This is a genomic window from Halapricum hydrolyticum, from assembly GCF_025517535.1.
Taxonomy (GTDB): Archaea; Halobacteriota; Halobacteria; order Halobacteriales; family Haloarculaceae; genus Halapricum; species Halapricum hydrolyticum.
In genome coordinates this window covers 13,478-37,999 of sequence record NZ_JAOPKC010000021.1, presented here as the reverse complement: position 1 = coordinate 37,999, position 24,522 = coordinate 13,478, and the positions used below count along the sequence as shown (strand labels likewise).

Annotated in this window: 25 protein-coding genes and 1 tRNA gene; 11 read left to right on the top strand and 15 right to left on the bottom strand. The window is 64.9% G+C overall.

Features of this window, described 5'->3' with window-relative positions; translation table 11 throughout:
* Positions 1 to 17 precede the first annotated feature (17 nt).
* Genes OB916_RS13920 through OB916_RS13910 form a run of 3 tightly spaced genes read right to left on the bottom strand, consistent with a single transcriptional unit; the run spans position 18 to position 4,017 of the window.
* Positions 18 to 1,208, bottom strand: a complete 1,191-nt coding sequence (locus tag OB916_RS13920; protein ID WP_315909900.1) for an MFS transporter — start codon at positions 1,206 to 1,208, stop codon at positions 18 to 20.
* Positions 1,208 to 1,714, bottom strand: a complete 507-nt coding sequence (gene cgi121 / locus OB916_RS13915) for a KEOPS complex subunit Cgi121 (RefSeq protein WP_315909899.1) — start codon at positions 1,712 to 1,714, stop codon at positions 1,208 to 1,210. The genes OB916_RS13920 and cgi121 overlap by 1 nt, the downstream gene beginning before the upstream one ends.
* Positions 1,714 to 4,017 (bottom strand): ATP-dependent DNA helicase, encoded by a 2,304-nt coding sequence (locus OB916_RS13910; protein ID WP_315909898.1) that lies wholly within the window; start codon positions 4,015 to 4,017, stop codon positions 1,714 to 1,716. Before OB916_RS13910 ends, cgi121 begins: the two co-directional genes overlap by 1 nt.
* An 80-nt stretch (positions 4,018 to 4,097) precedes the next feature.
* Between OB916_RS13910 and OB916_RS13905 the strand changes: the two genes are divergently transcribed.
* The 3 genes from OB916_RS13905 (at position 4,098) to OB916_RS13895 (ending at position 6,201) form a co-directional block, all read left to right on the top strand.
* Positions 4,098 to 4,343, top strand: coding sequence for a ferredoxin (locus tag OB916_RS13905; RefSeq protein ID WP_315909897.1), 246 nt, complete (start codon positions 4,098 to 4,100; stop codon positions 4,341 to 4,343).
* A gap of 79 nt (positions 4,344 to 4,422) precedes the next feature.
* Positions 4,423 to 5,115, top strand: coding sequence for a hypothetical protein (locus OB916_RS13900; RefSeq protein WP_315909896.1), 693 nt, complete (start codon positions 4,423 to 4,425; stop codon positions 5,113 to 5,115).
* A 78-nt stretch (positions 5,116 to 5,193) separates the two neighbouring features.
* Positions 5,194 to 6,201: an NOG1 family protein gene (locus OB916_RS13895; protein WP_315909895.1), complete on the top strand. Its 1,008-nt coding sequence runs from the start codon at positions 5,194 to 5,196 to the stop codon at positions 6,199 to 6,201.
* A gap of 100 nt (positions 6,202 to 6,301) precedes the next feature.
* On the opposite strand, the gene OB916_RS13890 is transcribed toward OB916_RS13895, so the two are convergent.
* The gene (locus OB916_RS13890; RefSeq protein ID WP_315909894.1) at positions 6,302 to 7,588 is read right to left on the bottom strand and encodes a TIGR00341 family protein; all 1,287 of its coding nucleotides are present in this window, start codon (positions 7,586 to 7,588) and stop codon (positions 6,302 to 6,304) included.
* Positions 7,589 to 7,716: 128 nt separating this feature from the next.
* Here OB916_RS13890 and OB916_RS13885 point away from each other — a divergent pair, with 128 nt between their 5' ends.
* The 5 genes from OB916_RS13885 (at position 7,717) to OB916_RS13865 (ending at position 12,106) form a co-directional block, all read left to right on the top strand.
* Positions 7,717 to 8,739 (top strand): LamG-like jellyroll fold domain-containing protein, encoded by a 1,023-nt coding sequence (locus OB916_RS13885; RefSeq protein ID WP_315909893.1) that lies wholly within the window; start codon positions 7,717 to 7,719, stop codon positions 8,737 to 8,739.
* A 107-nt stretch (positions 8,740 to 8,846) separates the two neighbouring features.
* Entirely contained in the window at positions 8,847 to 9,266 is a 420-nt protein-coding gene (locus tag OB916_RS13880) for a CBS domain-containing protein (RefSeq protein WP_315909892.1), read from the top strand.
* A gap of 174 nt (positions 9,267 to 9,440) precedes the next feature.
* Entirely contained in the window at positions 9,441 to 10,058 is a 618-nt protein-coding gene (gene engB, locus OB916_RS13875) for a GTP-binding protein EngB (RefSeq protein ID WP_315909891.1), read from the top strand.
* A gap of 272 nt (positions 10,059 to 10,330) precedes the next feature.
* Complete coding sequence (locus OB916_RS13870) at positions 10,331 to 11,299, top strand: hypothetical protein (protein ID WP_315909890.1); 969 nt, start codon at positions 10,331 to 10,333, stop codon at positions 11,297 to 11,299.
* A 153-nt stretch (positions 11,300 to 11,452) separates the two neighbouring features.
* A complete protein-coding gene (locus tag OB916_RS13865; RefSeq protein WP_315909889.1) occupies positions 11,453 to 12,106 on the top strand; it encodes an ArsR family transcriptional regulator in 654 nt (217 codons plus the stop codon).
* Between the two features lie 20 nt (positions 12,107 to 12,126).
* Here OB916_RS13865 and OB916_RS13860 read toward each other — a convergent pair whose 3' ends face one another.
* Complete coding sequence (locus OB916_RS13860) at positions 12,127 to 12,633, bottom strand: hypothetical protein (protein ID WP_315909888.1); 507 nt, start codon at positions 12,631 to 12,633, stop codon at positions 12,127 to 12,129.
* 106 nt (positions 12,634 to 12,739) lie between these two features.
* Between OB916_RS13860 and gatD the strand changes: the two genes are divergently transcribed.
* Positions 12,740 to 13,984: a Glu-tRNA(Gln) amidotransferase subunit GatD gene (gene gatD / locus OB916_RS13855; RefSeq protein ID WP_315909887.1), complete on the top strand. Its 1,245-nt coding sequence runs from the start codon at positions 12,740 to 12,742 to the stop codon at positions 13,982 to 13,984.
* Between the two features lie 51 nt (positions 13,985 to 14,035).
* Here the strand turns inward: gatD and hpt are convergent, their stop codons facing one another.
* The 6 genes from hpt to OB916_RS13825 form a co-directional block, all read right to left on the bottom strand.
* Positions 14,036 to 14,605 (bottom strand): hypoxanthine/guanine phosphoribosyltransferase, encoded by a 570-nt coding sequence (hpt, locus tag OB916_RS13850; RefSeq protein ID WP_315909886.1) that lies wholly within the window; start codon positions 14,603 to 14,605, stop codon positions 14,036 to 14,038.
* 62 nt (positions 14,606 to 14,667) lie between these two features.
* Positions 14,668 to 15,684, bottom strand: coding sequence for an amidohydrolase family protein (locus OB916_RS13845; protein WP_315909885.1), 1,017 nt, complete (start codon positions 15,682 to 15,684; stop codon positions 14,668 to 14,670).
* Positions 15,685 to 15,716: 32 nt separating this feature from the next.
* Positions 15,717 to 16,940: an HD domain-containing protein gene (locus OB916_RS13840; protein WP_315909884.1), complete on the bottom strand. Its 1,224-nt coding sequence runs from the start codon at positions 16,938 to 16,940 to the stop codon at positions 15,717 to 15,719.
* A 54-nt stretch (positions 16,941 to 16,994) separates the two neighbouring features.
* On the bottom strand, positions 16,995 to 17,648 hold the full coding sequence (gene rnhB, locus OB916_RS13835; protein ID WP_315909883.1) for a ribonuclease HII: 654 nt from the start codon (positions 17,646 to 17,648) through the stop codon (positions 16,995 to 16,997).
* Between the two features lie 132 nt (positions 17,649 to 17,780).
* Positions 17,781 to 18,674, bottom strand: a complete 894-nt coding sequence (locus OB916_RS13830; RefSeq protein WP_315909882.1) for a methyl-accepting chemotaxis protein — start codon at positions 18,672 to 18,674, stop codon at positions 17,781 to 17,783.
* A gap of 91 nt (positions 18,675 to 18,765) precedes the next feature.
* Positions 18,766 to 19,302, bottom strand: a complete 537-nt coding sequence (locus OB916_RS13825) for a DUF192 domain-containing protein (protein ID WP_315909881.1) — start codon at positions 19,300 to 19,302, stop codon at positions 18,766 to 18,768.
* Between the two features lie 83 nt (positions 19,303 to 19,385).
* Here OB916_RS13825 and OB916_RS13820 point away from each other — a divergent pair.
* Positions 19,386 to 19,459 (top strand) — tRNA-Val (locus OB916_RS13820).
* A gap of 137 nt (positions 19,460 to 19,596) precedes the next feature.
* Here the strand turns inward: OB916_RS13820 and OB916_RS13815 are convergent.
* Positions 19,597 to 20,094, bottom strand: a complete 498-nt coding sequence (locus OB916_RS13815) for a DUF7321 family protein (RefSeq protein ID WP_315909880.1) — start codon at positions 20,092 to 20,094, stop codon at positions 19,597 to 19,599.
* 96 nt (positions 20,095 to 20,190) lie between these two features.
* Here OB916_RS13815 and OB916_RS13810 point away from each other — a divergent pair, with 96 nt between their 5' ends.
* The gene (locus OB916_RS13810) at positions 20,191 to 21,027 is read left to right on the top strand and encodes a DUF7319 domain-containing protein (protein ID WP_315909879.1); all 837 of its coding nucleotides are present in this window, start codon (positions 20,191 to 20,193) and stop codon (positions 21,025 to 21,027) included.
* 32 nt (positions 21,028 to 21,059) lie between these two features.
* Here OB916_RS13810 and OB916_RS13805 read toward each other — a convergent pair whose 3' ends face one another.
* The 3 genes from OB916_RS13805 to OB916_RS13795 all read right to left on the bottom strand — a co-directional run bounded on the left by OB916_RS13805 (position 21,060) and on the right by OB916_RS13795 (position 24,489).
* Positions 21,060 to 23,240: a DHH family phosphoesterase gene (locus OB916_RS13805; protein WP_315909878.1), complete on the bottom strand. Its 2,181-nt coding sequence runs from the start codon at positions 23,238 to 23,240 to the stop codon at positions 21,060 to 21,062.
* 80 nt (positions 23,241 to 23,320) lie between these two features.
* On the bottom strand, positions 23,321 to 23,944 hold the full coding sequence (locus OB916_RS13800; protein WP_315909877.1) for a YIP1 family protein: 624 nt from the start codon (positions 23,942 to 23,944) through the stop codon (positions 23,321 to 23,323).
* A 68-nt stretch (positions 23,945 to 24,012) separates the two neighbouring features.
* Positions 24,013 to 24,489, bottom strand: coding sequence for a hypothetical protein (locus OB916_RS13795; protein ID WP_315909876.1), 477 nt, complete (start codon positions 24,487 to 24,489; stop codon positions 24,013 to 24,015).
* Between the last annotated feature and the right edge of the window lie 33 nt (positions 24,490 to 24,522).

Here is a 24,522-nt window from a genome sequence, read left to right as displayed (position 1 = left end):
GGGGGACCACCCAGCCATCACGGTGCGGAATCACGTCGAGGGATATCGGACGGTCGGAAGCGAAAGCCCGCTGCCAGGACGAAAAATCCCGCTATCGCGACGATTCCACTCGCGAAGAACATGCTGTCGAGACCGAAGACGTAGACGACGCCGAAGCTGACGGGTCCGAGCGTCTGTCCGAGTCGGAGCGCGATGTTGTACAGACTCATCGTGGCCGCCCGGAACTGATCGGGAGCGAGTGTAGTCATGAACGTCTGGACAGTGGGGACGACCAGGCCGTGCCCGAGACCGAACAGAGCCATCGGGACGAGAAACCACGCCGGATCCGGCGCGAGTGGGATCGCGAGAAGACCGGAACCGTAGCCGAAGAATCCGACGGTGAACAGCGAGCGCTCGGAGAACCGCTTCACCAGTACTCCGGTCTGACTGGCGACGATGGCCACGACGACTGACATCGAGGATTGCACTCCCCCGATGACGAGCGACGACGACCCGAAACGCTGCTCCAGAAGTACCGGCAGGTAGGTGATAACCCCGCCATAGAGTAGTGTGAACGCGAGAAACGCCGCGAACGCACCGAGAATCGTCTCCCGGGAAGCGGCGATCGTGGCGACCCGATCGGCGTATTCACGGAGCGTGACCGGCGTCTCCGGCGTCGGTTCGTCGAGCACGAACAGGGCCAAGAACGCGATCGGAACGGCGATTCCGAAGAGGAGAAACGGCGCATACCAGCCGAGGGTGCCGACGACCCCGCCGAGGAAAGGATACACCGCCGTCGCGACGCTCAACACGCTCGCGTTGACTCCCATCGCTGCGCCGCGCTGCGGCCCGTCGTAGAAATCCCCGATGAGCGTGATCGACAGCGTGACGAGCCCTGCGCCCCCGACGCCCTGGAAGACGCGGAGAGCAACGAGCGTCCGGAAGTCGGGCGCGAACGCACCGGCAGTACCGGCAACTCCGAACAGCACGAGCAAGGGAACCAGCACGACTTTCCGGCCGAAACGATCGGCCAGGACGCCGATGCCGAGCGCGACGAAGATCCCCGGGAGCGTGTAGGCGGTGACGAGCAATCCGACCTGGCGTTCGGAGATCTCGAAGTGCTCGACGACCGCCGGAAAGATCGGCGAGATGAGGGAGACGCCCATGACCCCCATCATCGTGACCCCGAAAACGAGCTGGAGCCGGCGTTCCGAGTAGATCGACCGCATTACTTCTCGACGACGAGCAGGGCGACGCGCTCGCGAACCAGCGCCGGAAGCGCCGCGCCCGTCTCGAGTTCGGCGTCGGTGACCTCGAACCAGTCTCGGACCCGTCGCTCGTCGTAGTCACCGAGCGTGTCGGCCGGCTCGACCGCCGGAAGCGATCGCACGGCCTCGACAGCCGCCCGTTCGCAGTCCACGCTCCCGTCTGGATCGTGAACGACGATCACCGCCGGACAGCCGCCCGGCTCGACGCCGAGTTCGAGCGCGCGATTGATCTGGCGCTTTCCGGCAGCGTACAGCAGGATCTCGACCGACCGGTCGTCCGCGATGTTGTCGTCGCGCTCGAAGGCCTGATCGGCCAACTCGACCGCCCGCTGGAGGTGCTCGCGGTCGACGACGTAGCGGGCGTCCAGCGCCTGGACGGCCACGCTGTGTTCGTCGGCGATCTCGCGCAGTTGCGCGACGAACCCGTCCAGATCTGCGACAGTGACAGTCGCCTCGATCACCTCCATCAGAAATCACCCAGACTCGCCTGATCGTCCGAAGCAGAATCAGCTGGGCCCGAGCCGGCGTCGGCCGATCCGGATCCGACCGACTCGGGCGCGGCGTCCGCGTCCGGTTCGACGCCGTCCATCGAGGGGTCGCGATGGCCGACGTTCTCGAGGATCGTCTCGGTCGTCGAACGACGTCCCCGGAGCGCGGCCAGCACGACCGACTTCTCGGCCTCACGCAACGCCGCCCTGTCTTCGATCCCGGCCTCGTAGAGCCGACGGGCGCGCTTGCGCCCGACGCCACGGATGCTCACCAGATCGAGCAACTCCTCTCGGACGCCGTCCTCGACGCGGGTGCGCGCTTCACGGATCGCGGGCGTCCACTCCAGCCCGAGTTCCCCCGCTAGCGACTCGGCGGCCCCGAGCAGCCACGAGGCGGCTTCGACCTTGCCGCGGATGTCGCCCGGCCCGATCCCGTACCGGTCAGTGATCTCGTCCTCGTCGAGTTCGCTGGCCCAGTCTTCGAGTAGCCGCGCGGTCTTCAGCGCCGAGAGCCAGTCCTCGAAGCGGTTGTCCTCGAACTCGCTTGGCATCGACCCCAGGAACTCCGACTCGCGCTCGTAAGCCAGCATCGTGTACTCCTCGTCCTCGCCCGACCGGAGGTACAGTTCGTACATGTCCGGCGTGCGGGCGACGAGCTGGTAGAGGCCGAGCACCGTGGGCCGGTCGTCGGCGTCCTCCAGCCCGTCGATGATCTCGGCGGCACTCATCGGATCGAGATACAGCCGCGAGACGGTGTGGCCGAGGTTCGTCGCCGTGAGTCCTCCGTCCCCGCGCTCGAGGAAGCCGTTCCGTTCGAGATACGCGATCACGTCGTCGGTCACGCCTTCCAGGCGACCGCGTTCGTCGGTCTGAGTCGCGTACAGCGTCGCCTCCAGAAACTCCAGCAACCCCTCGCGCGTACTGGCAAACCCGGACGCGACGGTCGCGAGAATGTGCGTCCGGAGTGCCGGCTCCGCGGCCAGCTTCGACCGGACGGGCTCGGGATCGGCCCAGACGTAGCGCTCGAAGAGTTCGTCGAGTTCGTCGTGACTTTTGGCGATCAGCACCGCCTCGCCGTACGGATCCCGCCCGGGGCGGCCGGCCCGACCCATCATCTGATGGACCTCCAGTACCGACAGCGGTTGCATGCCGCCGGCAGTCCCGTCGTAGCGCCGCCAGTCCCGGACGATCACTCGTCTCGAAGGCGTGTTGACGCCCGCCGCCAGCGTCGGCGTCGCGCTGACGACCTTGATCAACCGATCGCGAAACGCCTCCTCGACGAGCTCGCGGTGGCCCCGCGAGAGGCCCGCGTGGTGAAAGGCCGCGCCGTCCGCGACCGCGTCGGCCAGGTCGTCACTGGTCTCGGTGTCGCTGACGTCTCTGATCTCCTCGGCTACGTCGGCAAGTGCCTCGCGCTCCTCGGGGCCGAGATACTCCGAGACGACGCCAGCGAGCCGACCGGCCGCCGCCTCGGCGTTGCGCCGGGAGTTGACGAACACCAGTGAGGAGCCGCCCTCCTCGCGGACGGCCCCGTCCTCGTCGCGGTCGGGTTCGAGGGTATCCCGGACGATGGCAGCCGTCTGTTTCTCGCCGTCACGTACCCTGAGCTCCTGCTGGCTGCCGTCCTCGAGGTGGAGCGCCTGGCCGTAGTGGACGCCCTTCTTGAGGTCGATCGGTCGCCACTCCGAGTCGAGCAGTTCGGCGTCGAGCCAATCGGCCAGTTCCCCGGCGTTGCCGATCGTCGCCGACAGCGCGACCGTCTGGAGGTCGGCGGTGATCCGACGGAGCTTCGCCAGCGTCACCTCCAGGGTTGGGCCGCGCTCGCCGTCGTCGACCAGGTGGACCTCGTCGGCGACGACACAGGTCAGATCGTCGAGCCAGGGTGCACCGTTTCGCACCAGTGAGTCGACCTTCTCGCTGGTCGCGACGATGACGTCCTTGCCGGCGAGCCAGCCGCCCTCGGACTCGTAGTTGCCGGTCGAGACGCCGACGTCCAGCCCGTACTGTTCGAACTGCTCGAACTCGGCGTGCTTCTCGCTGGCCAGCGCCCGCAGCGGGACGATATAGAGGGCCTTCCCGCCGCGGGCGACGCTGGCGAGCATCGCCAGTTCCGCGATGAGCGTCTTGCCGCTGGCGGTCGGGATCGACGCCACCAGGTTCTCGCCCTCGGTGACGCCGGCCTCGACGGCCTCGGCCTGGGGCGGATACAGCGACTCGATACCTGCGTCCCGAAGGTGGTTGGGGAGCCACTCCGGGACCGCCGGGATGTCCGCAACGTCCATTGGGACGTGATTGGGTCGTCGTCGGGTTTAAACTGTCGTACTGTCGCCAGCGCTTTGATCCCCGGGACCGAAGCGAGTGTATGCGCATCGAGTACGATTACGACACCTGCATCGGGATGTTCCAGTGCGTCGAGGAGTGGGGCGCCTTCGAGCGCGACGAGGACGCCGGCAAGGCCGTCCTGGCCGACAGCGAGGAAGACGGCGAGGGCGTATTCGTTCGTGAGGTGCCCGAAGACGCCGAACTCGACGCGAAGTTCGCCGCCCGGACCTGTCCAGTCGACGCCATCACCGTCTATGACGACGACGGCGAACAACTGGTACCGTAACCGCGCCAGCGACTGCCTCGGTCAAACGGCCATTTGAGCGTTCCTGACAGCTTTTACGATCTCGGCCGTCGATCCGGACGTGAAACGACGATACTTCCTGGCTGGAACGGCCTCGGCCGCTGCGATCCTGGCCGGCTGTTCCGGCAGCGACGCATCGCCCGAAACGACCGACGAGCCGACCGACACGCCGGGGTCGGATCCGACGACGACCGAACCGCCCACGACAGAGCCGCCGACTACGGAACCACCCACGACCGAGCCACCCACGACAGAACCACCGAGCGAACCGATGACCCTCGCCAACGGGAGTTTCGAGTCCGGACTCGACGGCTGGACAATCGGCAAGGACCTCCCGGAGAAGCCCGGTGACTCAGACGAGAAAGTCGACTCCGACGTCGAGGTCGTGACGTCGCAGGCCTCCGACGGGGAGTCGGCACTCCGGATCTTCATCGACGGGAGCGCCGACGACGGGACGGTCTGGGTACAGCAGGAAGTCGACCTCTCGGACGTCTCGACGCTGAAGGTCGACGGCTACAGCGAGCAGAACTCGTTCAACACGATCCTCGAAGTCTCGACGTACACCGGGCCTGTACCCGAGGACGGGCTCGTCGAGACCGATTTCGTCACCGAGCCGTCGCTGTGGGATCACGAGGGCTGGAAGACCTACGAGTACGACGTCGACCACGACGGAACCGGCCTGGTTGCCGTCGGGCTGAACATCATCTGGGAAACCGGTGCTGCCGGGATCCTGGACAATGTCCGGCTGGAGTGAGGGTCGGGCCGCGGCCGTCCGTCCCGTTCTCGACCGCAATGGGGTCGCTTTTCCGTCCCCGTCGTCTACGAGACCCCAATGAGCCAACCCTTCGAGAACCTCCCGACGACCCCGCGATCGTCGGAGATCATAGACAAGGCCTTCTCGCGGGCGTCCCGCGCCGGCCGGGCCAAAGACGGCTTCGATGCTCAGTCGTCGATGCTCCAGACGGCCGCGAACATCTGCTCGGACAACCTGGAAAACGTCGTCACCGAGTGGCCGGACTTCGACGACCTGGATCCGTTCTACCGCGACCTCGCCGACGCCGTGATCACCGGTGAGACCGCCATCGGCAGCGAGGACGACCGCGGCGTCGACGCGCTTCGCCAGCATCTCTCGGACGTGACCTGGGCGTCCCGAAAGGCCGCGGACATCCGCGGGGAGTACCACACGAAGCTCCGCAATGCGAGCGACATCGATCACGCCCGCAAACTCCGCAAGCAGGCCTTCGCCCGACTGGCCGACGTCGTCGAACAGGTCGAGGACTCGCTGCTGGCGATTGCGGCCGCTCGCGAAGCGCTGCGGGACCTGCCCGACATCCGCCCGGACGAGCCGACGATTGTCGTCGCCGGCTATCCCAACGTCGGCAAGTCCTCGTTCGTCAATGCGGTCACCCGTGCCAGCAACGAGATCAACTCCTATCCCTTCACGACCACGGAGATCCACGTCGGCCACTTCGAAGACGATCACATCCGCTACCAGCTCGTGGACACGCCGGGGCTGCTCGATCGCCCGCCAGAAGAGCGCAACGAGATCGAATCCCAGGCCGTGAGCGCGCTCGAACACCTCGCCGACGCCGTGCTCGTCCTCGTCGACGCCAGCGGCGAGTGTGGCTACCCCATCGCTGTCCAACTGGAACTACGTGACGCCCTCCGAGAACGGTTCACCGACGCACCCGTGCTGACGATCGCCAACAAGTCCGATCGCTCCCGGGACGTGGAGGCAGACTACTACATGAGCGTCACCGAAGACGAGAACGTCGACGCCGTCCTCAGGGCCGCGATCGACGCCGTCGACTACGAACCCGAACTGCCCTTCGACACCTGATCTGCCCTTCGGCACCTGATCTGCCCTTCGACACCTGATCTGCCCTTCGGCACCTGATCTGCCCTTCGACGCCTGATCTGCCCGTCGCACGTCCGCGTGGCTACGGGACTGATTCGACGCCAACGTACCGGACTTCCGTTTCGATATCGTGGCCGACCCTGCGATCGAGACGCTCGTCGAGCGTCGTCGCGAGACTGGGTTCGGTCTCCCCGGGCGGGACGCCGACCGTGACGACGACGCGCTGGGCGTCCCGAAAGATCGCGTCTTCTGTTCGCTCTACGTGGACGTCGAGCAGCGTCGCAGTCGGACGCTGTTCGAGCACGCTCTCGACGTCCGCCTGGATCGCGTCCTCAGTCGTCGCCCGCTGGTAGGAATCGTAGGTGATCCCACCCAGGAACACCGAGAGGACGGCGACCCCAGCGACCAGCACCGCGACACGGCGGATGGTCGTCCGTCGGGCGTCGGCCTGGTCGAACCACTCGCTGGGACGATACCCGCGATACCACAACACGGCCAGCGCGACGAAGTTGATCGAGAGGACGTTCACCAGCGTCAGCACTGCGGCAGGGAGGCTTATCCACGGATCGCCCCAGGCGATTCCGATGCCGACCGTCGCCGCCGGCGGGATGAGCGCGACGGCGATCATGACACCCACGAGCGCCGTCGAGACGCCCGCCGAGAGGCTGATCACGCCCGCGATCCCCGCACCGATCGCGACCGCCAGCGAGAGGAAGTCAGGGAGCAACCGTTCGCGGATCGCCGGCACGTCAGCGATCTCGATCCCGGGAGGAACCAGGTGCGCCGTTCGGGCCATCCAGGCGAAGACGGCAGCGCTAGCCACCGCCAGACCGAGTCCAGCGAACTGCAAGATGACGCCCCGACGGAAGAGTTCGGAGTCGTCCACGACGGTGCCGACGCTGGCGGCCATCGCCGGCCCGATCAGCGGTGCGATCACCATCGACCCGACGATGACCGCCGGCGAGTCAAGCAGGAGTCCTGCAGTGGCGATGACCGCACTAACCACCGTGAGGACGACGTAGTTGCTCGTGCTCGGTGCGAGTTCTTTGGCTTTCGAGGTGAGCTCCTGGCGTGCGATCCGCTCTTCGTCTTTCTCCTCGGCGTATTCCTCCTGCAGGGTCTCGAACCGCCGAGAAATGACGGTGTTGGCGTCGACAATGACGGTGTAAGCCTGATCGTCGAGTCCGGCGTTGCGCAGCTGTTCGAGCACCGGTTCGACGGCGTTCGTGGGCAGCGGCACGTAGGCGACGGCCGTGTATCCTCGATTGCTCGTCTCGTCGGTCAACACGTAGTCGACACCTTCGTCTTCAAGTGCCCGCTCGATGGCCCGCCGCTTTCCCGTCGGGATGGTCACCTGCAGGAGTCGCACGCCTGTCGTATCTACTCGAACGGGCAAATAACCGGTGGTCGATTGCTCTCCAGCGATCGGGTGCCCGACAGGTGAGAGCTGTTCGCGACGCCGGTCTTTATCATGTTAGCAGACGAAACTGGCGAGCGATGGGGATCGATAGTACCGATCGGGGGGCCACGCCGGTCGTCGGCAACGTCCTGCTGGTCGCCGTCGTGATCGTGATCGGGATCGTCCTCGTGACGCTCTCGTTTTCGTTTCTCGAAGGAACCGGTGCACCGAGCGCCGAGGCGTCCTTCGAGTACGAACAGACACCGGTCGGCCTGCAGATGACGGCGACGGCGATCGGAACCGACGTGACCGTCCAACTGAACGATCGGACAGTCGCCACCGTTGCGGCGGGCGACGCCGGCAAGTCGGTAATCGTCCCGACGGCACCCGGCGATCGGATCACAGTCGTTTCGCAGGACGGCGAGAAATCGGTTCTCGTCGACAGAGAGATCGACGACCGCGATGAGATCGGGGACTTCATCGCCGACTACACGTTCGAGGCCGGAAGCGGCAACACGCTGTTCGACCGGTCGGGGAACGGCAACGACGGCGGCCTGCACGGCGACCCCGACTGGCTGGACAGTTCGCTCGCGTTCGACGGGAGCGGCGACTACGTCGAAGTCGATCAGTTCAACACGCCTGTCGACCGCGTCGAGGAGTTCACCGTCGCGGTCACCTATCGAACGAACGACGGGAGCGCGAAACAGGAACTCGTCGAACACAAGAGCAACCAGGACAACTGGCTGCTGGAACTGAAGCCGTGTGACAACAGCCAGGTTCCGGACAACAGATGCGAGGGGAACGACGAATACGTCCCCGTCTTCAGCGTCGATCAGGCCGGTGGCACGCAGGACGAGCAGATCTTCGGCGGTGGCGAGCAATCGGGTACCCGCCAGACGCTCGTCGGCACCTTCAACGGAACCGGCCACACCCTCTACGTCGACGGCGCGCGAGCGAGTTCCGGCGAGTACGAGGGTGACAGCAGCATGGGCGAACTGAACGTCGGAAAAGACGTGGAGTTCGACGGCGACTACCTCGACGGCGAGGTCTACGAAATCCGACTCTACTACACCGCTTTCGACGATCAGCAGGTCAGGGTGCTCACGGACGCGATGGGGTGACGGAGACGAGAGAAATAGCGACGCTGGAACCCCGAACTCCCGCCCAGTGACAATCAACATAATCTATTATTCTATTCATGCTCGATATTCACACGGGGTGAGTCCACATGCCAATCGAAGACCTCGCTCGAAGCGATGTCGTCACAGCCGGGCCCGAAACACCGGTCACCGACCTCGCAGCGACCATGGACGAGGAGAACGTGGGGAGCATCGTGATCACGAACGATGAGACGCCCATCGGGATCGTCACGGATCGAGATCTGGCCGTTCGCGTCCTGAAAGAAGCGGCCGACCCGACCGAGCAGGCTGCCGAGGACGTGATGACTGACGATCTCTACACTGCCGAGCCCGACGCTGGCTTCTATGAGGCGGCCACTCTCATGGCTGAGCACGGGGTTCGCCGGCTCCCCGTCAGTGAGGGAGACACCCTCGTCGGGATCATTACCGCCGACGACATAACCGAACTGCTCGCCGACGAGCAGCAACACCTCGGTGAGATCATCCGCGGCCAGCGACCCGAGTACTGACCACCGAGACCAGAAGAAGTGCTGTTCAATACGAGATCCGGTGGTGAAGGTGGCGCTCTCGTCATGCCGAACCCGTCTTTTGCTCCGAGGTGCCTGTGACGGCTCCAGACACCGCGCGTCCGACTGTCGCGACGAACCAGACAGGCTTTTCGGCGTCGGAGCGCTACCACCTGTATGTTCGAGACGCGGCCGGACAGAGACACAGAGGTCGTCCTCGTCGGCCGATCCAACGTCGGCAAGTCCACGCTGATGCGCGAGTTGACCGGCCACACGTTCGACACCGGCCAGCGGCCAGGCGTCACTCGCAAGCCCAACCACTACGACTGGGCCAGCGAAGATTTCGTGATCACTGACCTGCCCGGCTTCGGTTTCATGAAGGGCGTCCCCGAAGACGTTCGCGAGCAGATCAAGACCGACGTGGTTCGGTACGTCGAGGACAACGCCGAGAAAATCCTCGTCGGAATCCTCGTCGTCGACGGCAAAAGCGTGATCGACATCATCGACCGCCACTCCGGCGACGAGGAGATCCCCCACGACGTCGAAATGTTCCATTTCCTGCGGGACGTCGGTATCCCACCGGTCGTCGCGGTCAACAAGATGGACAAGGTCGACGACCGCGAGCAGCGACTGAACGATCTCTGTGATCGGCTGGGACTGTATCCACCCTGGAAACAGTGGCAGGAGACGATCGCCCCGATCAGCGCCAAGCGCGGCAACATCGACGCACTCACTGAGGCCGTCAGACATCACCTCCACGAGGCCGGCCGGGACGATCTGTTCCAGTTCTTCTGATACTTCCGGCTGTACGTTCGTTCAGATATTCGCCACTCAGGATGCCGAATTCTTTCAAAATGGTACAGCCAGAAGTACGGAACTGCCGACTGCGGGAGCGCCGGGAAATTCACCACGCCAGTTCCAAACCCTCGAAATGTCGTGACTACCATTATGAGGGTCTCAGATGGCCGTATGAACGCTCTAAACAGATATCAACGCTCAAGACGGGTGATTGAACAGTGCGAACGAAAGTTCGGGTTTTTACGTGATCCAGACGAATAACTGTCGTGATGACACCGCGCTGGACCGTCGCGATCGTCGTCTTGCTGGCGGTTGCGGGAGTGGTAACCCCGACACTCGCGATGTCACCCGTCGACGAACGCGCCGACCGGGAGGCGAACCCGTTCGAGCCGTTATCGGGTGCTGAGACGAACGAGACGATGGGCAGTCAGATCAGCGCGTTCATGGAATCGTCGTCGACCGCAGCCGACAGCAGCATCGAGACCGGCATGTGGATCGCGCGGTTCAACGCAACCGGCATGAACAGGACCGAGATGGTCGAGCGGCGGGCGAACGCACTGCAGAACCGGCTCCAGGCGCTCGAGCGGGAACTGGAGAAACACAACGCGTCCGGGGACGTGGATCTCAGCGACCCCGGCGAAGCGAGACAGATCGCGTCCCTGAACGCGCGGGTCGACGCGCTCAACGCGACAATCGAACGCACCCGGACAGTCGCAAATGCATCGGGAGTGAACACGACGCAACTCGACCGACTCCGGGAGAACGCCTCGAAGCTCCACGGACAGGAAGTCGCGAGGATAGCCCGGAACCTCACCACGGTGGGCCCGCCTGAGAACCGTGGCCCACCCGGAGAGGGCCCGCCCGGCCAGAGTGATGGCGACACGCGGGGACCCCCCACCGACGATACGCCCGGCCAAGCTGATAACAAAACACAAGGTCCACCAGCTAACCAGTCTCCAGGTCAGAACGAGAACGACACACGAGGGGGGCCCACTGACGATACGCCCGGCCAAGCTGACAACAAAACACAAGGTCCGTCGACCGGCCAGGCACCCGATCAGGGCAGCGATAGAACGCAAGGGCCATCTGAGGAACGATCCGACAACACGAATGAAACAGCTGATTCGGACGCTGACTCTCCCAAAGTAGGCAATGACACTTCCGAAGAGCCATCAACGGGCCAGCCCGATAGTTCATCCCCTTCTGCGGAACAGCCATCTGAACGACCGAACAACTGATACGGATTGCTGTACCGATCTACCGCTCCGACCGCCATTGGGTGGTCGATGCGGAAAGGACTTACAGCGATCCGTATGAATCGGTCACGGCGGTTGTCTCCGGGATCCGGATTACAGAAAGACTTTTATATAGGAAATGATTACATCAGGTGAATGGACTCCGCCGAACTGCTCGATCTTCTGGGGAACGCGAACCGGCGGCGTATCCTCCGACTACTCGCGCGCAAGCCCTGCTACGTGACGGAGATCAGCGAGTACATCGGAGTCAGTCCGAAGGCGGTCATCGACCACCTGCGAAAGCTCGAATCGGCCGGGCTGATCGAGAGTCGTGTCGACGACCAGCGCCGCAAGTACTTTTACATTTCCAGGGGCTTCCGGCTGGAGGTCGCTGTCTCACCGTACGAGTACGGGGCCAAGAGCGCGTATCCGGCCAGTTCGGGGCTAGATCTCGATTCCTGCCAGCACCTGTCGGTCGATGTCGAGCCGAACGACGGAGGAGGCCTGAGCGGGCTCGTGACGGATCTCCGTGAACTCGAGCGGTTGCGAAACGAGCTGTCACTCGCCCAGCGGTGGGTCCAGGGCCGACTGACAGAGGTCATGGAAGAACTCGGCGATCGGATCGACGGGGGCGACGATCGACTGATCGTCGAGATCCTGCTCGCGCTGACCGACGGAGCGGCGACCCCGCGCCGACTGAGCCGGCAGGTCGACGCGCCGCCGGGGCTGGTGCTGGACGTGCTGCGAGTGCTCGAAGCACAGGGTGCCGTCGAGCGTGACGGCGACCGGTGGACGCTGGCCGAGACATAGCGGACCCGTGCGGCGCGGTACTACTCGATCTCGCGCGTCAGGCCCGCTCTGAGGTCACGGCCGACGTAGTGTCCGACGAGGCCGGCGACGCCGCTGGAACCGGCACCGATAGCCACGAGCGGGACGCCCGGTCCGAACACCGCGATCGTGAAGTTACTGAGGAGGACCGTCAGCGCACCGGCCATCAGTGCCGCCGCACCGACTTCGAGATACCGCCGGTCGCTCGATCCGACGCCGATCGTCATACCGGCCAGAAAGACCCCGAGCAGGCCGGTGACGTTGTCGGGGATGAACGGCACGATCGCGCCGGCGACGAACGCCAGCGTGATCGTCAACACGAGCGCGATCCCGAACGTCCTGATCGAGAAGAGCTTTCCGAGCCGGCGTCCGATGCGGCTCCGGAACCCGTCGCTGGTGTCGTCGGCGACGTCCTCGTCCGTGACGTCCGGCTGGTCGTCCATGATGGCGTCGAGGTCGACCTCGCCGGCGTCGTCCTCGCGGCTCAACTGGTCGGTGCGCTCGGCCATACCACCCGGTAGGCAGGCCAAGTTGATAGGAATTTGCTCTCCAGCGTGTTCCACGCGTTCGTCGCCAAAAGATGGTTTCAAGTCCGCGCGAACGGTAGCCAGAGCCATGCAACCAGGCGACCGGGTTCACGTCGACCGCGGCGAGCAGTCTTACGACGGGGTGTTGCTACCGTCTTCGACCGACGACCATCTCGTGATCAAGCTCGACAGCGGCTACAACGTCGGGATCGATCGCGAGGCCGCCGACGTCGACGTTCGCGAGGAGGACGTCTACGACATCGAGGGCGCACAGGCCGAGGAAAGCGAATCCGAGATTACCTTCGACGAGGATCTCCCGACGATCTCGCTGATCTCGACCGGTGGCACGATCGCCTCGACGGTCGATTACCGGACTGGCGCGGTGACCGCACAGTTCGACGCCGAGGACGTGCTCCGTGCCGTGCCCGAGCTCGCGGGACTGGCCAACTACCGCGGGCGGGTCGTCGCGAACATCCTCTCGGAGAACATGACGCCCGACGTCTGGCAGGACCTGGCCGAGGCCATCCACGAGGAGATCCAGGCGGGTGCGGACGGCGTCGTCGTCATGCACGGCACCGACACGATGCAGTTCTCCGCCAGCGCGATGGCGTTCATGCTGGAGACGCCGGTGCCGGTCGTCTTCACCGGCAGCCAGCGTTCGGCCGACCGCCCGTCCTCGGACAACGTGATGAACGCCGTCTGTGCGGTCGAGGCGGCGAAAAGCGACGCCGCAGAGGTCATGATCTGCATGCACGCGGACGGATCCGACGAGACCTGTGCGCTCCATCGCGGCACGCGTGCCCGCAAGAACCACACCTCACGCCGGGACGCCTTCGAGACCGTCGGCGCGGAACCGCTCGGCGAAGTCGTCTACGAGGATCGGGAAGTCTCGTTCCGGCAGGACTACCGCGAACGTGGCGAGGCGGATCTCGCACTGGCCGTCGATCTCGAAACCGAGGTCGAGCTCGTGAAGTTCACGCCCGGGACCGACCCGGCCGTACTCGAGGCCTACGACGACAAGGCCGGGATCGTCCTGGAGGGGACCGGGCTCGGCCACGTCAACACGGACTGGATCGAGTACGTCGACGACCTCATCAGCGACGGCACGCACGTCGTCATGACCAGCCAGTGTCTGGAAGGTCGGGTCTGCGACCGCGTCTACGATACGGGCCGTGACCTGCTCGAAGCCGGCGTGATCGAAGGCGAGGATATGCTGCCCGGAACGGCGAAGGTCAAGCTCATGTGGGCGCTCGCGAACGCCGAGGACGTCGCGGAGACTATCGGAACCGAACTCGCCGGCGAGATCCAGGACCGGTCGGTTCCCTGGACGTAGACGGCATTCCTCGGCGAGGCGCATCCGAGAGAATCATCGTTCTGTCGGTCTCTATCCGTCGCCGTGGGAGTCCTCGACGACGACCTCGCCGTCGACGACGTCGACGTTGATCAGCGTCTTGACCTCGTAGTCGGTGTCGTCGACCTTGTTCGCGCCGCCGACCTTCTTGATCACGGCGACGATGTCGACGATTTCGGCACCGATCTCTTCGAGCGCGCCGGTGATGCCGACGAGCGTCCCGCCGGTCGAGAGCACGTCGTCGAGCACGAGCACCTTGTCGCCCTCGTAGACGTCGTTGACGTACATCTCGTTCTCGGAGTAGCCGGTGGCCTGCTGGAGCGAGACCTCGCCCTCCAGCCCGTACTGGCGCTTGCGGATGACGACCAGGGGGATATCGGTCATCAGCGAGAGCGCGGTCGAGATGTGAATCCCCATCGCGGCCGGCGTGACGATCTTGTCGACGTCTTCCAGTTCTGCCTTGCGGATGATCCTGATGACGATCTCGCGCAGCAGTTCCGGTTCGAGCATCGGGACGCCGTCGCTGATCGGATGGACGAAGTAGTGGTAGCCGTCCTTTTCGATGATCGGGGCGTCGAGCATCGACTGCCTGAGGCGGTCCATGTCGGCGCTACTCCCCCAGAGATTAAAAGCTGCCCGTCACGCGCCGACCCTGTGTGCGTCTCTCAACCCAGTACGACCTCGCGCACGTCGTCGACACCCGCCCGCCGGACGACCGCCCGGACGATATCCTGTGCGCCGGTGAGGTTATCCGAGTCCCCGTCGAGTACGAGCAGGCGGGCATCTTTGCCCTCAGCGATTTCACCCGCGTCCAGTCCGACGATGTCGGCACCGGCCCAGGTCGCCATTCCGAGTACGTCGCGGGCGGAGACATCGGCTAGCTTGTTCGCGAACTCCATCTCGCGGAACATCGACGGGCTGTTCAGAAAGACGTTGTCGGTCCCCAGTGCGACGGTCGTCCGATCGAGGAGTTCGCGGATCGGCGGGACGCCGACACCAGTCACGAGGTTCGAGCGCGGACAGACGACGACCGGCGTCGCCTCGTCGTCGAGTCGCTGGTAGTGCAGCGGCTCGGGATGGACCATGTGCACGAGAAAGTCCGGGTCGAGATCCAGCGCGGGGTTGATGTCGGCGCTGTCGCGTTCGCCGGCGTGGATCCCGAACAGCTTGTCGGCCCGCCGGGTCGCGTTTCGCTCGGCGTCGAAATCCGCGTCGCGAGCGCCGCTCGCGCCGAACCCGTCGCTCGCGTGCATCGCATCGACGGTTTCGCGGCCGAGGACGACGCTCTCGATTGCGAGCCCCTCAAGCGCGTCTTCGAGCATCTCGACGCCCTCGACGCCGCCCTCTCGGAACTCGACGAACGCGCCCGTGCCCGACTGTTCCATGAACTGCAGCGAACGCCGCATGGCCGAGACGGTCTCCTCGCGTGAAGCTTCCCGCAGGAGTCGGTGTTTCAGCCCGTCCGGGGGCGCGACGAGTTCGTCAAGCAAAAGGCCCGCTCCAGCCTCTTTGGCGATGGAATCGCCGATGTGCGTGTGAGCGTTGACAAAGGCCGGCAGCACGATCGCGTCGCTATCGGTCGATGTCTCCTCGACGGCCGCGATCTCGCCGTCCTCGATCACGACTCGGCCCTCGATCGGCTCGAACTCCCGGCCCGTCAGAACCGTCCCTTCGATCTCCATGCCCAGCCGTTGAGGGTCGTGACGTTTGAACCCTACTGAAATTCGTCGAGCGTCGCGTGGATCCCCGGCCGAACGTCACTGACCAGCGTCTCCGCGACGTCCAGCCCCAGCACCCGGACGGCGGCGTCGCCGACGCGGTTCTGTACGTCAGCGGGCGCGTACACGCCGAGCCGCCACTGGTCGCGCTGGGCGGCCTGCAGTGCCTGTACCAGCGTCGACTGGTCTTCGAGCCGGCGGACCTCCCCGCCAACGATCACCCGACTGGAGGTCTCTTTCATCTCGGGTTCGTCGGGCACGTCGAGGACCACGTGCTCGGGATCGACATCCGCTTTCGCGGCGATATCGTCCTCTAGCCGGCGGATCTCGTCGTGGTCGGCGGCGATCAGATCCTCGGGGACGGCGTCCATCTCCGCCCAGACCGCGCGCTTGAACAGGTCGCGGTAGCTCAGCCGCTCGCCGTAGCCCGCGGTGGCGTCGTTCGATCGCAACGCGACCAGCAGGTCCTTGTCGTCCATCCGCCGGAGTCGCTCGGGCGTGACGTCCGTCTCGGCGAGCAGGCGTTCGGTCCCGCGCCGGAGCATCCCCTTGGCGATCCTGGCGACGTGATGGGAGTAGACGACTGGATTCATCAATGCGCGGGCGAGCAACAGGCTCTCGGCGGTCTGGACGTTGCCCTCCGCCAGCACGAGGTCGCCGTCGACGAATCGCAGCTCCCGGACGAGCCGACCGTGGTCGATCGTCCCGTAGGGGACGCCGGTGTGGTGGGCGTCTCGCGCGAGGTAGTCCATCCGGTCGACGTCGAGTTCGCCCGAAACGAGTTGCCCGAGTTCGCCCTCGCCGGCGACGAGTGCCGCGACCCGGTCGGGATTGAGTCCGTGCTCGGTCAGAACCCGGGCGACTGCACCCGACCCGAGCAGGTCGCCGACCTCGTCGTGGTATTTCCCGGTGTGGCGGTGGATCAGCTCCTCGATGTTGTGGCTGTAGGGACCGTGGCCCACGTCGTGCAACAGCGCGGCCGCCCGGACTCGTTCGGCCTGCTGGCCCTCGATTCCGAGCTGGGAGAGCGCACGACTAGCCAGGTGATAGACTCCCAGCGAGTGCTCAAAGCGGGTGTGGTTGGCCGAGGGATAAACCAGCGTCACCGTGCCCAGCTGTTTGACGTGGCGAAGTCGCTGGACGGGCGCAGTATCGAGCAGATCGCGGGCGACGTCCTCGACCTCGATGTAGTCGTGGACGCTGTCCTTGATCGTCTTCATCTACCGGGGATTGGGCCGCATCGAACAAAAGGGTACGCGCGGTCGGGTCCGTGCTCACTCGAAAGCGTCGAGGCTAGCCTGTGCTGCGGCTGCGAGTGCGTCTTTGCTGGTCTGCCAGGACGCTCGCGCACACTCGGGCAGCTCGTCGTAGGTCTCGACGTGCGCTTGCAGAAACGCACGAGTCGTCGGATCGGATGGGTAGCCACTGCCGACGTCGCCGTATTTGGCGCTCAGTGCCCGGACGTGGGCGTCGCGGGCGACTTTCGCGATCACGCTGGCCGCGCCGACGATCCGGTAGGTGGCGTCGGCCTCGTGTTCGGCCCGCAGCTCGACGTCTGCGTCGAGTCGCTCGCGCAGGCGCTGACCGAAGCGGACGGCGTTGGTGTCGCCGGCGTCGACGAACCCCGAGTAGCTCTCACTGCCGTCCCGTCCGGCAAGCAGTTTCGACAGTGCCCTCGCGTGGGCCTCGACGGTCAGGGTGTTCATGTCAGTTTCCTCGGCGTCGATTTCCTCCACGATGATCTCGGCGACAGCGACGCAGTCGGCGGCCTCCCGGATCTCCGCTGCCATCGCTTCTCGTCGCTCCCGAGGAACGCCCTTCGAATCACCGACGTCTCCGGGTAACGCGTCCGGATCAGCGAGGACTGCCGCGGCGAACATCGAACCAAGGACGGGGCCCTTGCCGGCCTCGTCGACGCCGAAACGCATGGCTATGGGGTTCGACTCGAAGAAAAAAGCCGTTGCGATCGGGCCGAAATCGTCTGACGCACGTCGTTCAGGACATCCCAGGCACCCGAACCGGGAGCGCTTGGCGCGCCCGAAGTGACAGCCCCGAGATGGTCACTCGATGTCACGGCGCTCGATCATGCGCTGGATCTCGTTGACCTTGGCGGCCTGTTGCTCGTTAGCGGCAGCGATCTGTTCGATTTCGTCGGCGACGCGCTCGGCGGATTCGGCAGTTTCATCGACCATGCTCGCGACCTCTTCGGTCGAGGCGGCCTGGTCGTCAGTGGCTTCGGCGACTTCTTCGGCACCCTGCGCGGCTTCGCTGACTGCCTGGTCGATCTTCCGGAGGATCTCGACGGCTTCCTCGACCTGATCGATCCCCGATTCGACCTGGTCGTTGGCTTCCTGGATAGATTCGACGGTACTCTCGGTTTCGGTTTTGATGTCCGCGACCATCGCCTCGATCTCGGCAGCGTTCTGCTGGGACTCCTCGGCCAACGACTTCACTTCGTCGGCGACGACGGCGAACCCTTCACCCGCCTCGCCAGCGCGGGCGGCCTCGATCGAGGCGTTCAGCGCCAGCATGTTCGTCTGGTCTGCGATGTCGTTGATCACCTCGACGATCTCGTCGATCTCGTCGATGCGATCGCGAAGTTGCGTGACGTCTTTGCTGACGTCCTCGTTCGCCTCGTCAACGGCTTCCATCGCGTCGATCGCATCGTCAGCGACGTTCCGGCCGTCGTCCGCGAGTTGTCGAGCCTGCTCGCTGATCGATTTCACCTCGTTGGCGCTCGAGGCGACCTCCTCGACGGTCGCGCTGAGGTTCGACACCTCGCCGGCGACCTCGCGCATGTTGTCCGACTGGTCCTGTGCGAGGTCGCTGATCTGCTGGGAACTCTGAGAGACGTTCTCGGACGCGCGGAGCAACTCGTCGATCGCGCCCCCAAGATCCGCCGCCTCGATATCGCCCGTTCCGAATCCGTCGTCGAGACCGCCATCTGAAGCCATATATCGATACTCGCGCGGCCCGACTGATTAAACGTGACTCCGCAGTTATCACACCTGATACGACGGTTCCACGACGCAACAGTAGTCTGCGTCATTCCGGACACGACGTCCCTTCGCTCCCGTCCGGCACGACGAGGCAATCCCCCACCTCGACGCCGGTCGCGTTGGTGAAGCCACGCGGTACCTCAAGGACGTACTTACCGGTGCCGGAATATCGTCGCAGATCGTCCCCGGGCGTCTGTTCGGGGACGGGTGCGTGATGGATCGTCGTGATCGTGCCGTCGGGTGCGGCGAAGACGATGTCGAGCGGGAAGTCCATCCCACGCATGACGAACTCCCGGTGCTGTGACTCCGAGAAGACGAACAGCATACCCTCGCCGTCGGCCAGCGAATCGGTTTCGCTCAATCCGACGTAGTGTTCGCGTTCGCTGTCGGCGACCCGGACGTCGACAGTCGCCAGCTCGGTCCCGTTTTCATCGGTCAGCGCGATCGTCGTCTCCTCGTAGTCGAGCGGGTGCAAGAGTCCACCGAGCGGCCCGGTCGGGTGCAACGCCCAGACTCCGACCGCGAGGACGACAAGCCCGACGATGACGAAGGTGACGAGTCGGTCACGGTCGGGCCAGTCCATACAGATTCGAGGGGCGGTGGGAGGGTAAGGTCGTCGGTCCAGAGAGAAAGCGTTATTCACGTCCCCCGTCAAGCCCGAGATGCGGGTCCGTGGTCTAGTTGGTTATGACGCGGCCTTTACAAGGCCGAAGTCGGCGGTTCAAATCCGCCCGGGCCCATACGTGCCGTCGAACGGACGTGAGACGGCTATATTGGAATTCGGATTTGAACCTCGGGAGTCGCAACGCGAACGGAGTGAACGACCGTCTCCCTCCGGTTCAAATCCGCCCGGGCTCATTCGTGCCGTCGAACGGACTCAAAACGGCGGGAATCCGTACTTGGTAACGTACTGGGCGAGACCGCTGAGGTAGGCGACGATCCACAGAACGACGTAGCCGGCGACACCGACCCGGAGCCGGGAGCGCCAGTGGTCCATGCGGTCGCCGCCGATCTCCGAGAGCAGGAGGTCCTCGTCGTAGTCGTGATAGAGGTCGTGCTCCCACTTCGCGCGGAAGATCCGGACGATACCCGTGAGTGCGAACGCGAGAAATGCGTACGCGTGGAGCCCGACGACGGCGTGCAGGACGCTGAACCCGTAGAACTGTTCGAGCAGGTTCGGGAGCATCCAGACGACCATCGGGATCGTCGTCAGCGCCAGCCCGGTGAAGACAAACGAGAGGTGTCGCACGAGGACGCTCCAGGTGACGGGATCGTTGTCGATCACGATCCAGGCCCCGTACAGAAAGCAGGGGAAACTGACCGTCACCGAGAGCACGACCAGCGTCGCCACCGTCTCGTCGGCGAGGCCGAGCATTGGCGGTCGTAGGGACGGGGTCGTTAAAGAGTGTCCGGAGACGCCCGGGCGGATTGAACGATACGTGTAAGGCCACGGAAGCCGAATCCGTGGCTGATGGACGCGTCCGGCTCCACGCCGCCAGACCCCGACGAGTCGGCGACCAGTGGGGACGAGCCAGGAGACGAGTCGAGCGTCGAGGACGGCGAACTCTCGACGGAGCAGCTCCGCGAACGGGTCGAACAGAAGTACGACTTCGACGACTTCGGCCCGCGAGACATGGCCGAGATGACTGCCGAGGAGTGGGAAGTGGCATTCGACGCCGATAGCTGGATCACCGGCCAGGAGTTGCTCGACCGCGTCGAGGCCGACCTCAAACAACGGGTGCTCGATCGAGACGCCTTTGCCCGGATCGAACGCGGCGAGGACTACCTGCTGGCGTACTCCGAGACCGGCTTCGCTCTCGTCTACCCTGACGGCAGCGTCGAAGGCGAGGGCACGGTCCTGCGGGACGTCAAGCCAGTGATCGCACTGTGCTCGATGGACGACTACGACGCGCCGGACGTTCCCGACGGCGAGATCCTGCCCGAGCCACAGGACGTTCCCGAGGGTGGGAGCGAACTCGGGAACCTGATGGTCCAGGCGATCGCGATCGTACAACTACTCGCTGGCGTGATCCTTCTCGGTGCCGGGATCGTCTTGGGCATGGAGCCGATCCCGCTCGTCGCCGGGCTCGGGTTCCTGGTCATCGGCGTGGGCCTGCTGTTCGTCGTGGCCAACGCCCGCCTGTCCGACCGATTCCGGTCAGAAGAGTTTCGCGACCGTCTGCGTGCGGTCAACGTCGGCGGCGAGCGTCCCGACTTTCTCCCCGTCGACGAGGACGGGAACCTGACGAGCGACCGTTCCGACGGCGAGCGGGAGACGGTCCTCCCTCCTTCAGAGCACGACGAGTGATCGTGGATCGACTGTAGCAATCGAAACGAGTATCAGGCCAGCTGATCGGCGACCGTCTCCAGCGTCGCCTCGAGGACGTCGGCGCGTCGGCCCGCGAGGAACGCGAGCTGCTGTGATCGACTGCTCTCGGCTTCGACGCCGGCGTCCGGAACCGCCTCGGCGACCTGCGTCGCGACCTCTCGCACGTCGAGAGCGTGCTCGCTACGGAGGTGGAGGTCGTCGTCACCGATCCCGACGATCGCGTCGACGTCCTCGCGGAGCTGGCGCAGCAGCTCGTCGAGCAACAGCGTCTCCGGCGGGAAGTCGAACCGGTGGGTGAACGCTTCGGTGTCGAAGACGGCGACGTCGACGCCATCGACGGTCCGGTGGTCAACGTTGGCTCTGGCCGTTTCGACGGCCGTATCGAGTTTCGATCGGAACTGCTCGCTGACGTGGCTGGCCAGCCCGCGTGCCTCGTCGTCGGCGACGTCGCTTGCGCGACCCTCGAAGAGGAGATCGGCGATCAGCTGGCGCTTGTCCTCGTAGGACTGGTAGTACGCCTCCAGTGCCACGGCGTCCCGGATGTCGGCGATCGCGTCTTCCTCGTAGCCCGCTTCGGCTGCAGCGTCGGCGTAGACCCGCGGCGGCACCTCCCAGAAGCTCACGGCCGGCAGATGCAGCAGGTCCTCGCGCACGTCGTCGTTGACGTGGGCTGCGACGTTCGCTGCGATCGCAGCCGTCGTCGGCCCGTCGAGTTGACCGTCGACAGTCGTCAGGGTCGCGGGGTCGGTATCCGGACTGACAACCGTCTCGACTTCGTCGGTAATCTCCGGTTCGGCGACGGTGTCGATCACCAGCCGCGGGGCGTCGTAGACGTCCAGGAACTGCAGGCTGTCTAGCGATTCACGCGTCCCGCCGACCGCAACGAACACGTACAGCGGCAACTGCTCGTCGTGACGCTCGCGGTTGTCGAGCATCGTCGTGACGTCTTTGGTCGCATCGCCCATCTCGTAGACGTCGCCTTCCAGCGGCCGACGGTCGAAGTAGTGATACTCCGCGTCCGAACGCGTGTGCTCCTCGCGAATCAGCGGCAGCGTCGCGCGTTCGATCGCGGCGCCGGCGACGTACCCGTCGGCAGTCGCGCTGTGGCGGACGACGATCGGGCGCTCCTCGAAGACCGCACGACGGATCTCGCCGGCCGCGTCGCGGAACGCCTCGGAGAGGTCCGACAGCGTCTCGTCTTCGGCGAGCAACTCCACCGCGTCCGGCCGGGCCTTCGCGGTCAGTGCCTCCTCCATTCGCTCTCGAACGCCCTCGCGCTCGTCGTCCGCGAGTGTGACGAGCTGCTCGGTTTCGACCTGGAGTTCGCCACGGCGCTCGCGGACCTCGCCAGTCAGGCGAACGACGTCGTCCTCACCGACGTCGGGATACGCACGGACGCCGGCTTCCTCGAAGGCCGCACAGTCGACCGTCCCAGTCCCGTCGGTAAGCTCAAACACCGTCGGGCCGCTGGTCTGTCGCGCGCTCTCGATCCGGCCTTCGAGCTGTACCATCTCGCCGATGCGATCGTCGAGGGAGTCGACTGTCACGAGTGGCGCCTCTTCGATCGCTGTGGTGCCTTCGGACGGGACTGCTTTCTCGTCTTCGGTGGCGGCCGCCCGCGTCTCGCCCGCCTCGGGGCCGGGCGACTCGGCCTGGCGTGCTCGAACGCTCCCCGCTTCGGGGCGGTCGGACCGCTCGCTGCCCGATACCGAGTCGGATTCTGACGCTGCTTTCGAATCGGCTGACGACCCCGATTCGGCGGTCGCGTCGCTCGCGTCCGGCGTTTCTTTCTTGTCGGCTTCGACTTCGTCGGGCAACTTCGGTTCGTCGAACTCGGGATCGTCGATCAGTTTCCCGCGGAATTCGCGGTCAGACTGGCGAATCGACCAGCCGAGATCGACGTTGCCGTTGTCTCTGACGTTTTTCACCTGGACGTACACGGTGTCGCCGGGCTCCCACTCGAGGTTATCGAGCCGGCTGTCCAGCTCGCTCTCGTGGAGCAGCCCCGTCACGCTGTCATCGATGTCGACGAAGACACCGAACTCGGCGAAGCCGTCGACCGTTCCCTTGTAGTAGCGACCGGGTGTCAGCTGATCGGGGCTTGACCCTCGAAACTCGAAGGCGACGTCTTCTTGGTGAATGTCGCAGATCTTACCGTCGACAGATTTGCCGCAAATGATGCACGAACCCATTGATCTGATCAAATGCACCCGGATTAAAACTGTTGTCGAATCGAGTCCGGTCAAGAGTGGCTGTCGAGACGCTCGGACGATCAGGCAATTCCGCCGAGTGTGAGAAGGTCGGACGCCGTCGGGAGGATCGCACTGGCAGCTTCGAACCCCCGGAAACCGTATCCGAGTCCGATCGCGCCCGTCGGGATCGCGGCCGCTGTTGCCCGCCAGTAAGAGGTCTCGTGGACGACAGCGAGTCCGACGACCAGGAGTACGAACCCGTAGGCCGTACAGACGACTCTGACCGCCGGAACGGGGACGCCCGCGAGAACGCACGGGGCGCTCGCGTACGCGAGCACCTGCACCGTCTCGCTGACTCCGGCTCGCTCGGGGACGAGCGCCATCAGAACGACTGTCTGGAGTGCGACCAGCAGGTGCAACGCGACCGGCGCGACGAGCACGACCGTCAGGGAAAGCGCCAGTACCGGCCCTGCGACCGGGAGACTGCTGACCGCGGGCGCGGCGTCGGCGATCAGGAGATATCGCCCCCCTTCCGCGACGAGCACGACCGCCATCAGAAAGAACAGCCCCGGCGCCTGATCCGCCGGGGCGACGCCCGCCCGAAAGAACCGCCGCGGCGCCGTCAGGACTTCGAACCAGGCGCGAGCGACCGCTCGCGGCCCCCGATCACGCCCGCCCTCGGGATCTTCGATCCACTGCGTCACGCCCCTCCGTTGTGGCGGCAGTGATTTGTCCGTTTGGAATCAGGCCGTCCGCTCGCGAGACGGACACACTACCGTTCCGCACTGCTCCTGACCGTACTCCCGATCGCGAGCGCAGCGCCGATGATCACGAGGTTCTTGACGATGTACTGCCCTTCGACGGTCAGCGCGTACGGCGCGGTCGTGTAGACGACCTCCGGCAAGAGAACGAGCGGCAAGAACGTGCCCGGAAGCTGGAGAAAGAGCAGGAAGATACCGGCGCGGATCAGTGGCCGATACAGCAGGAAGATCCCGATGAGCATCTCCCACACTCCGAGCACTGGAACGAACACCTCCGGAGGGACGACGTACACCGTGGACGAAACGAGGTCTGCTGCCGGGCTGACGTCCAACAGTTTCAACGTCCCGAACCAGATGAACACCACGGCGACGGAGACCCGAAGGACCGGGATACTCCACTGGTCCATCGCGCCGGTGATGGCCCTATCGACCGCGTCGAATCGCTGTCTGTACGCCTCGAATCGCCCGCCTGCTGTTCCGTTTTCCATGTCTCACGTACGTCCGGAGCCGAAAAGTCCCTT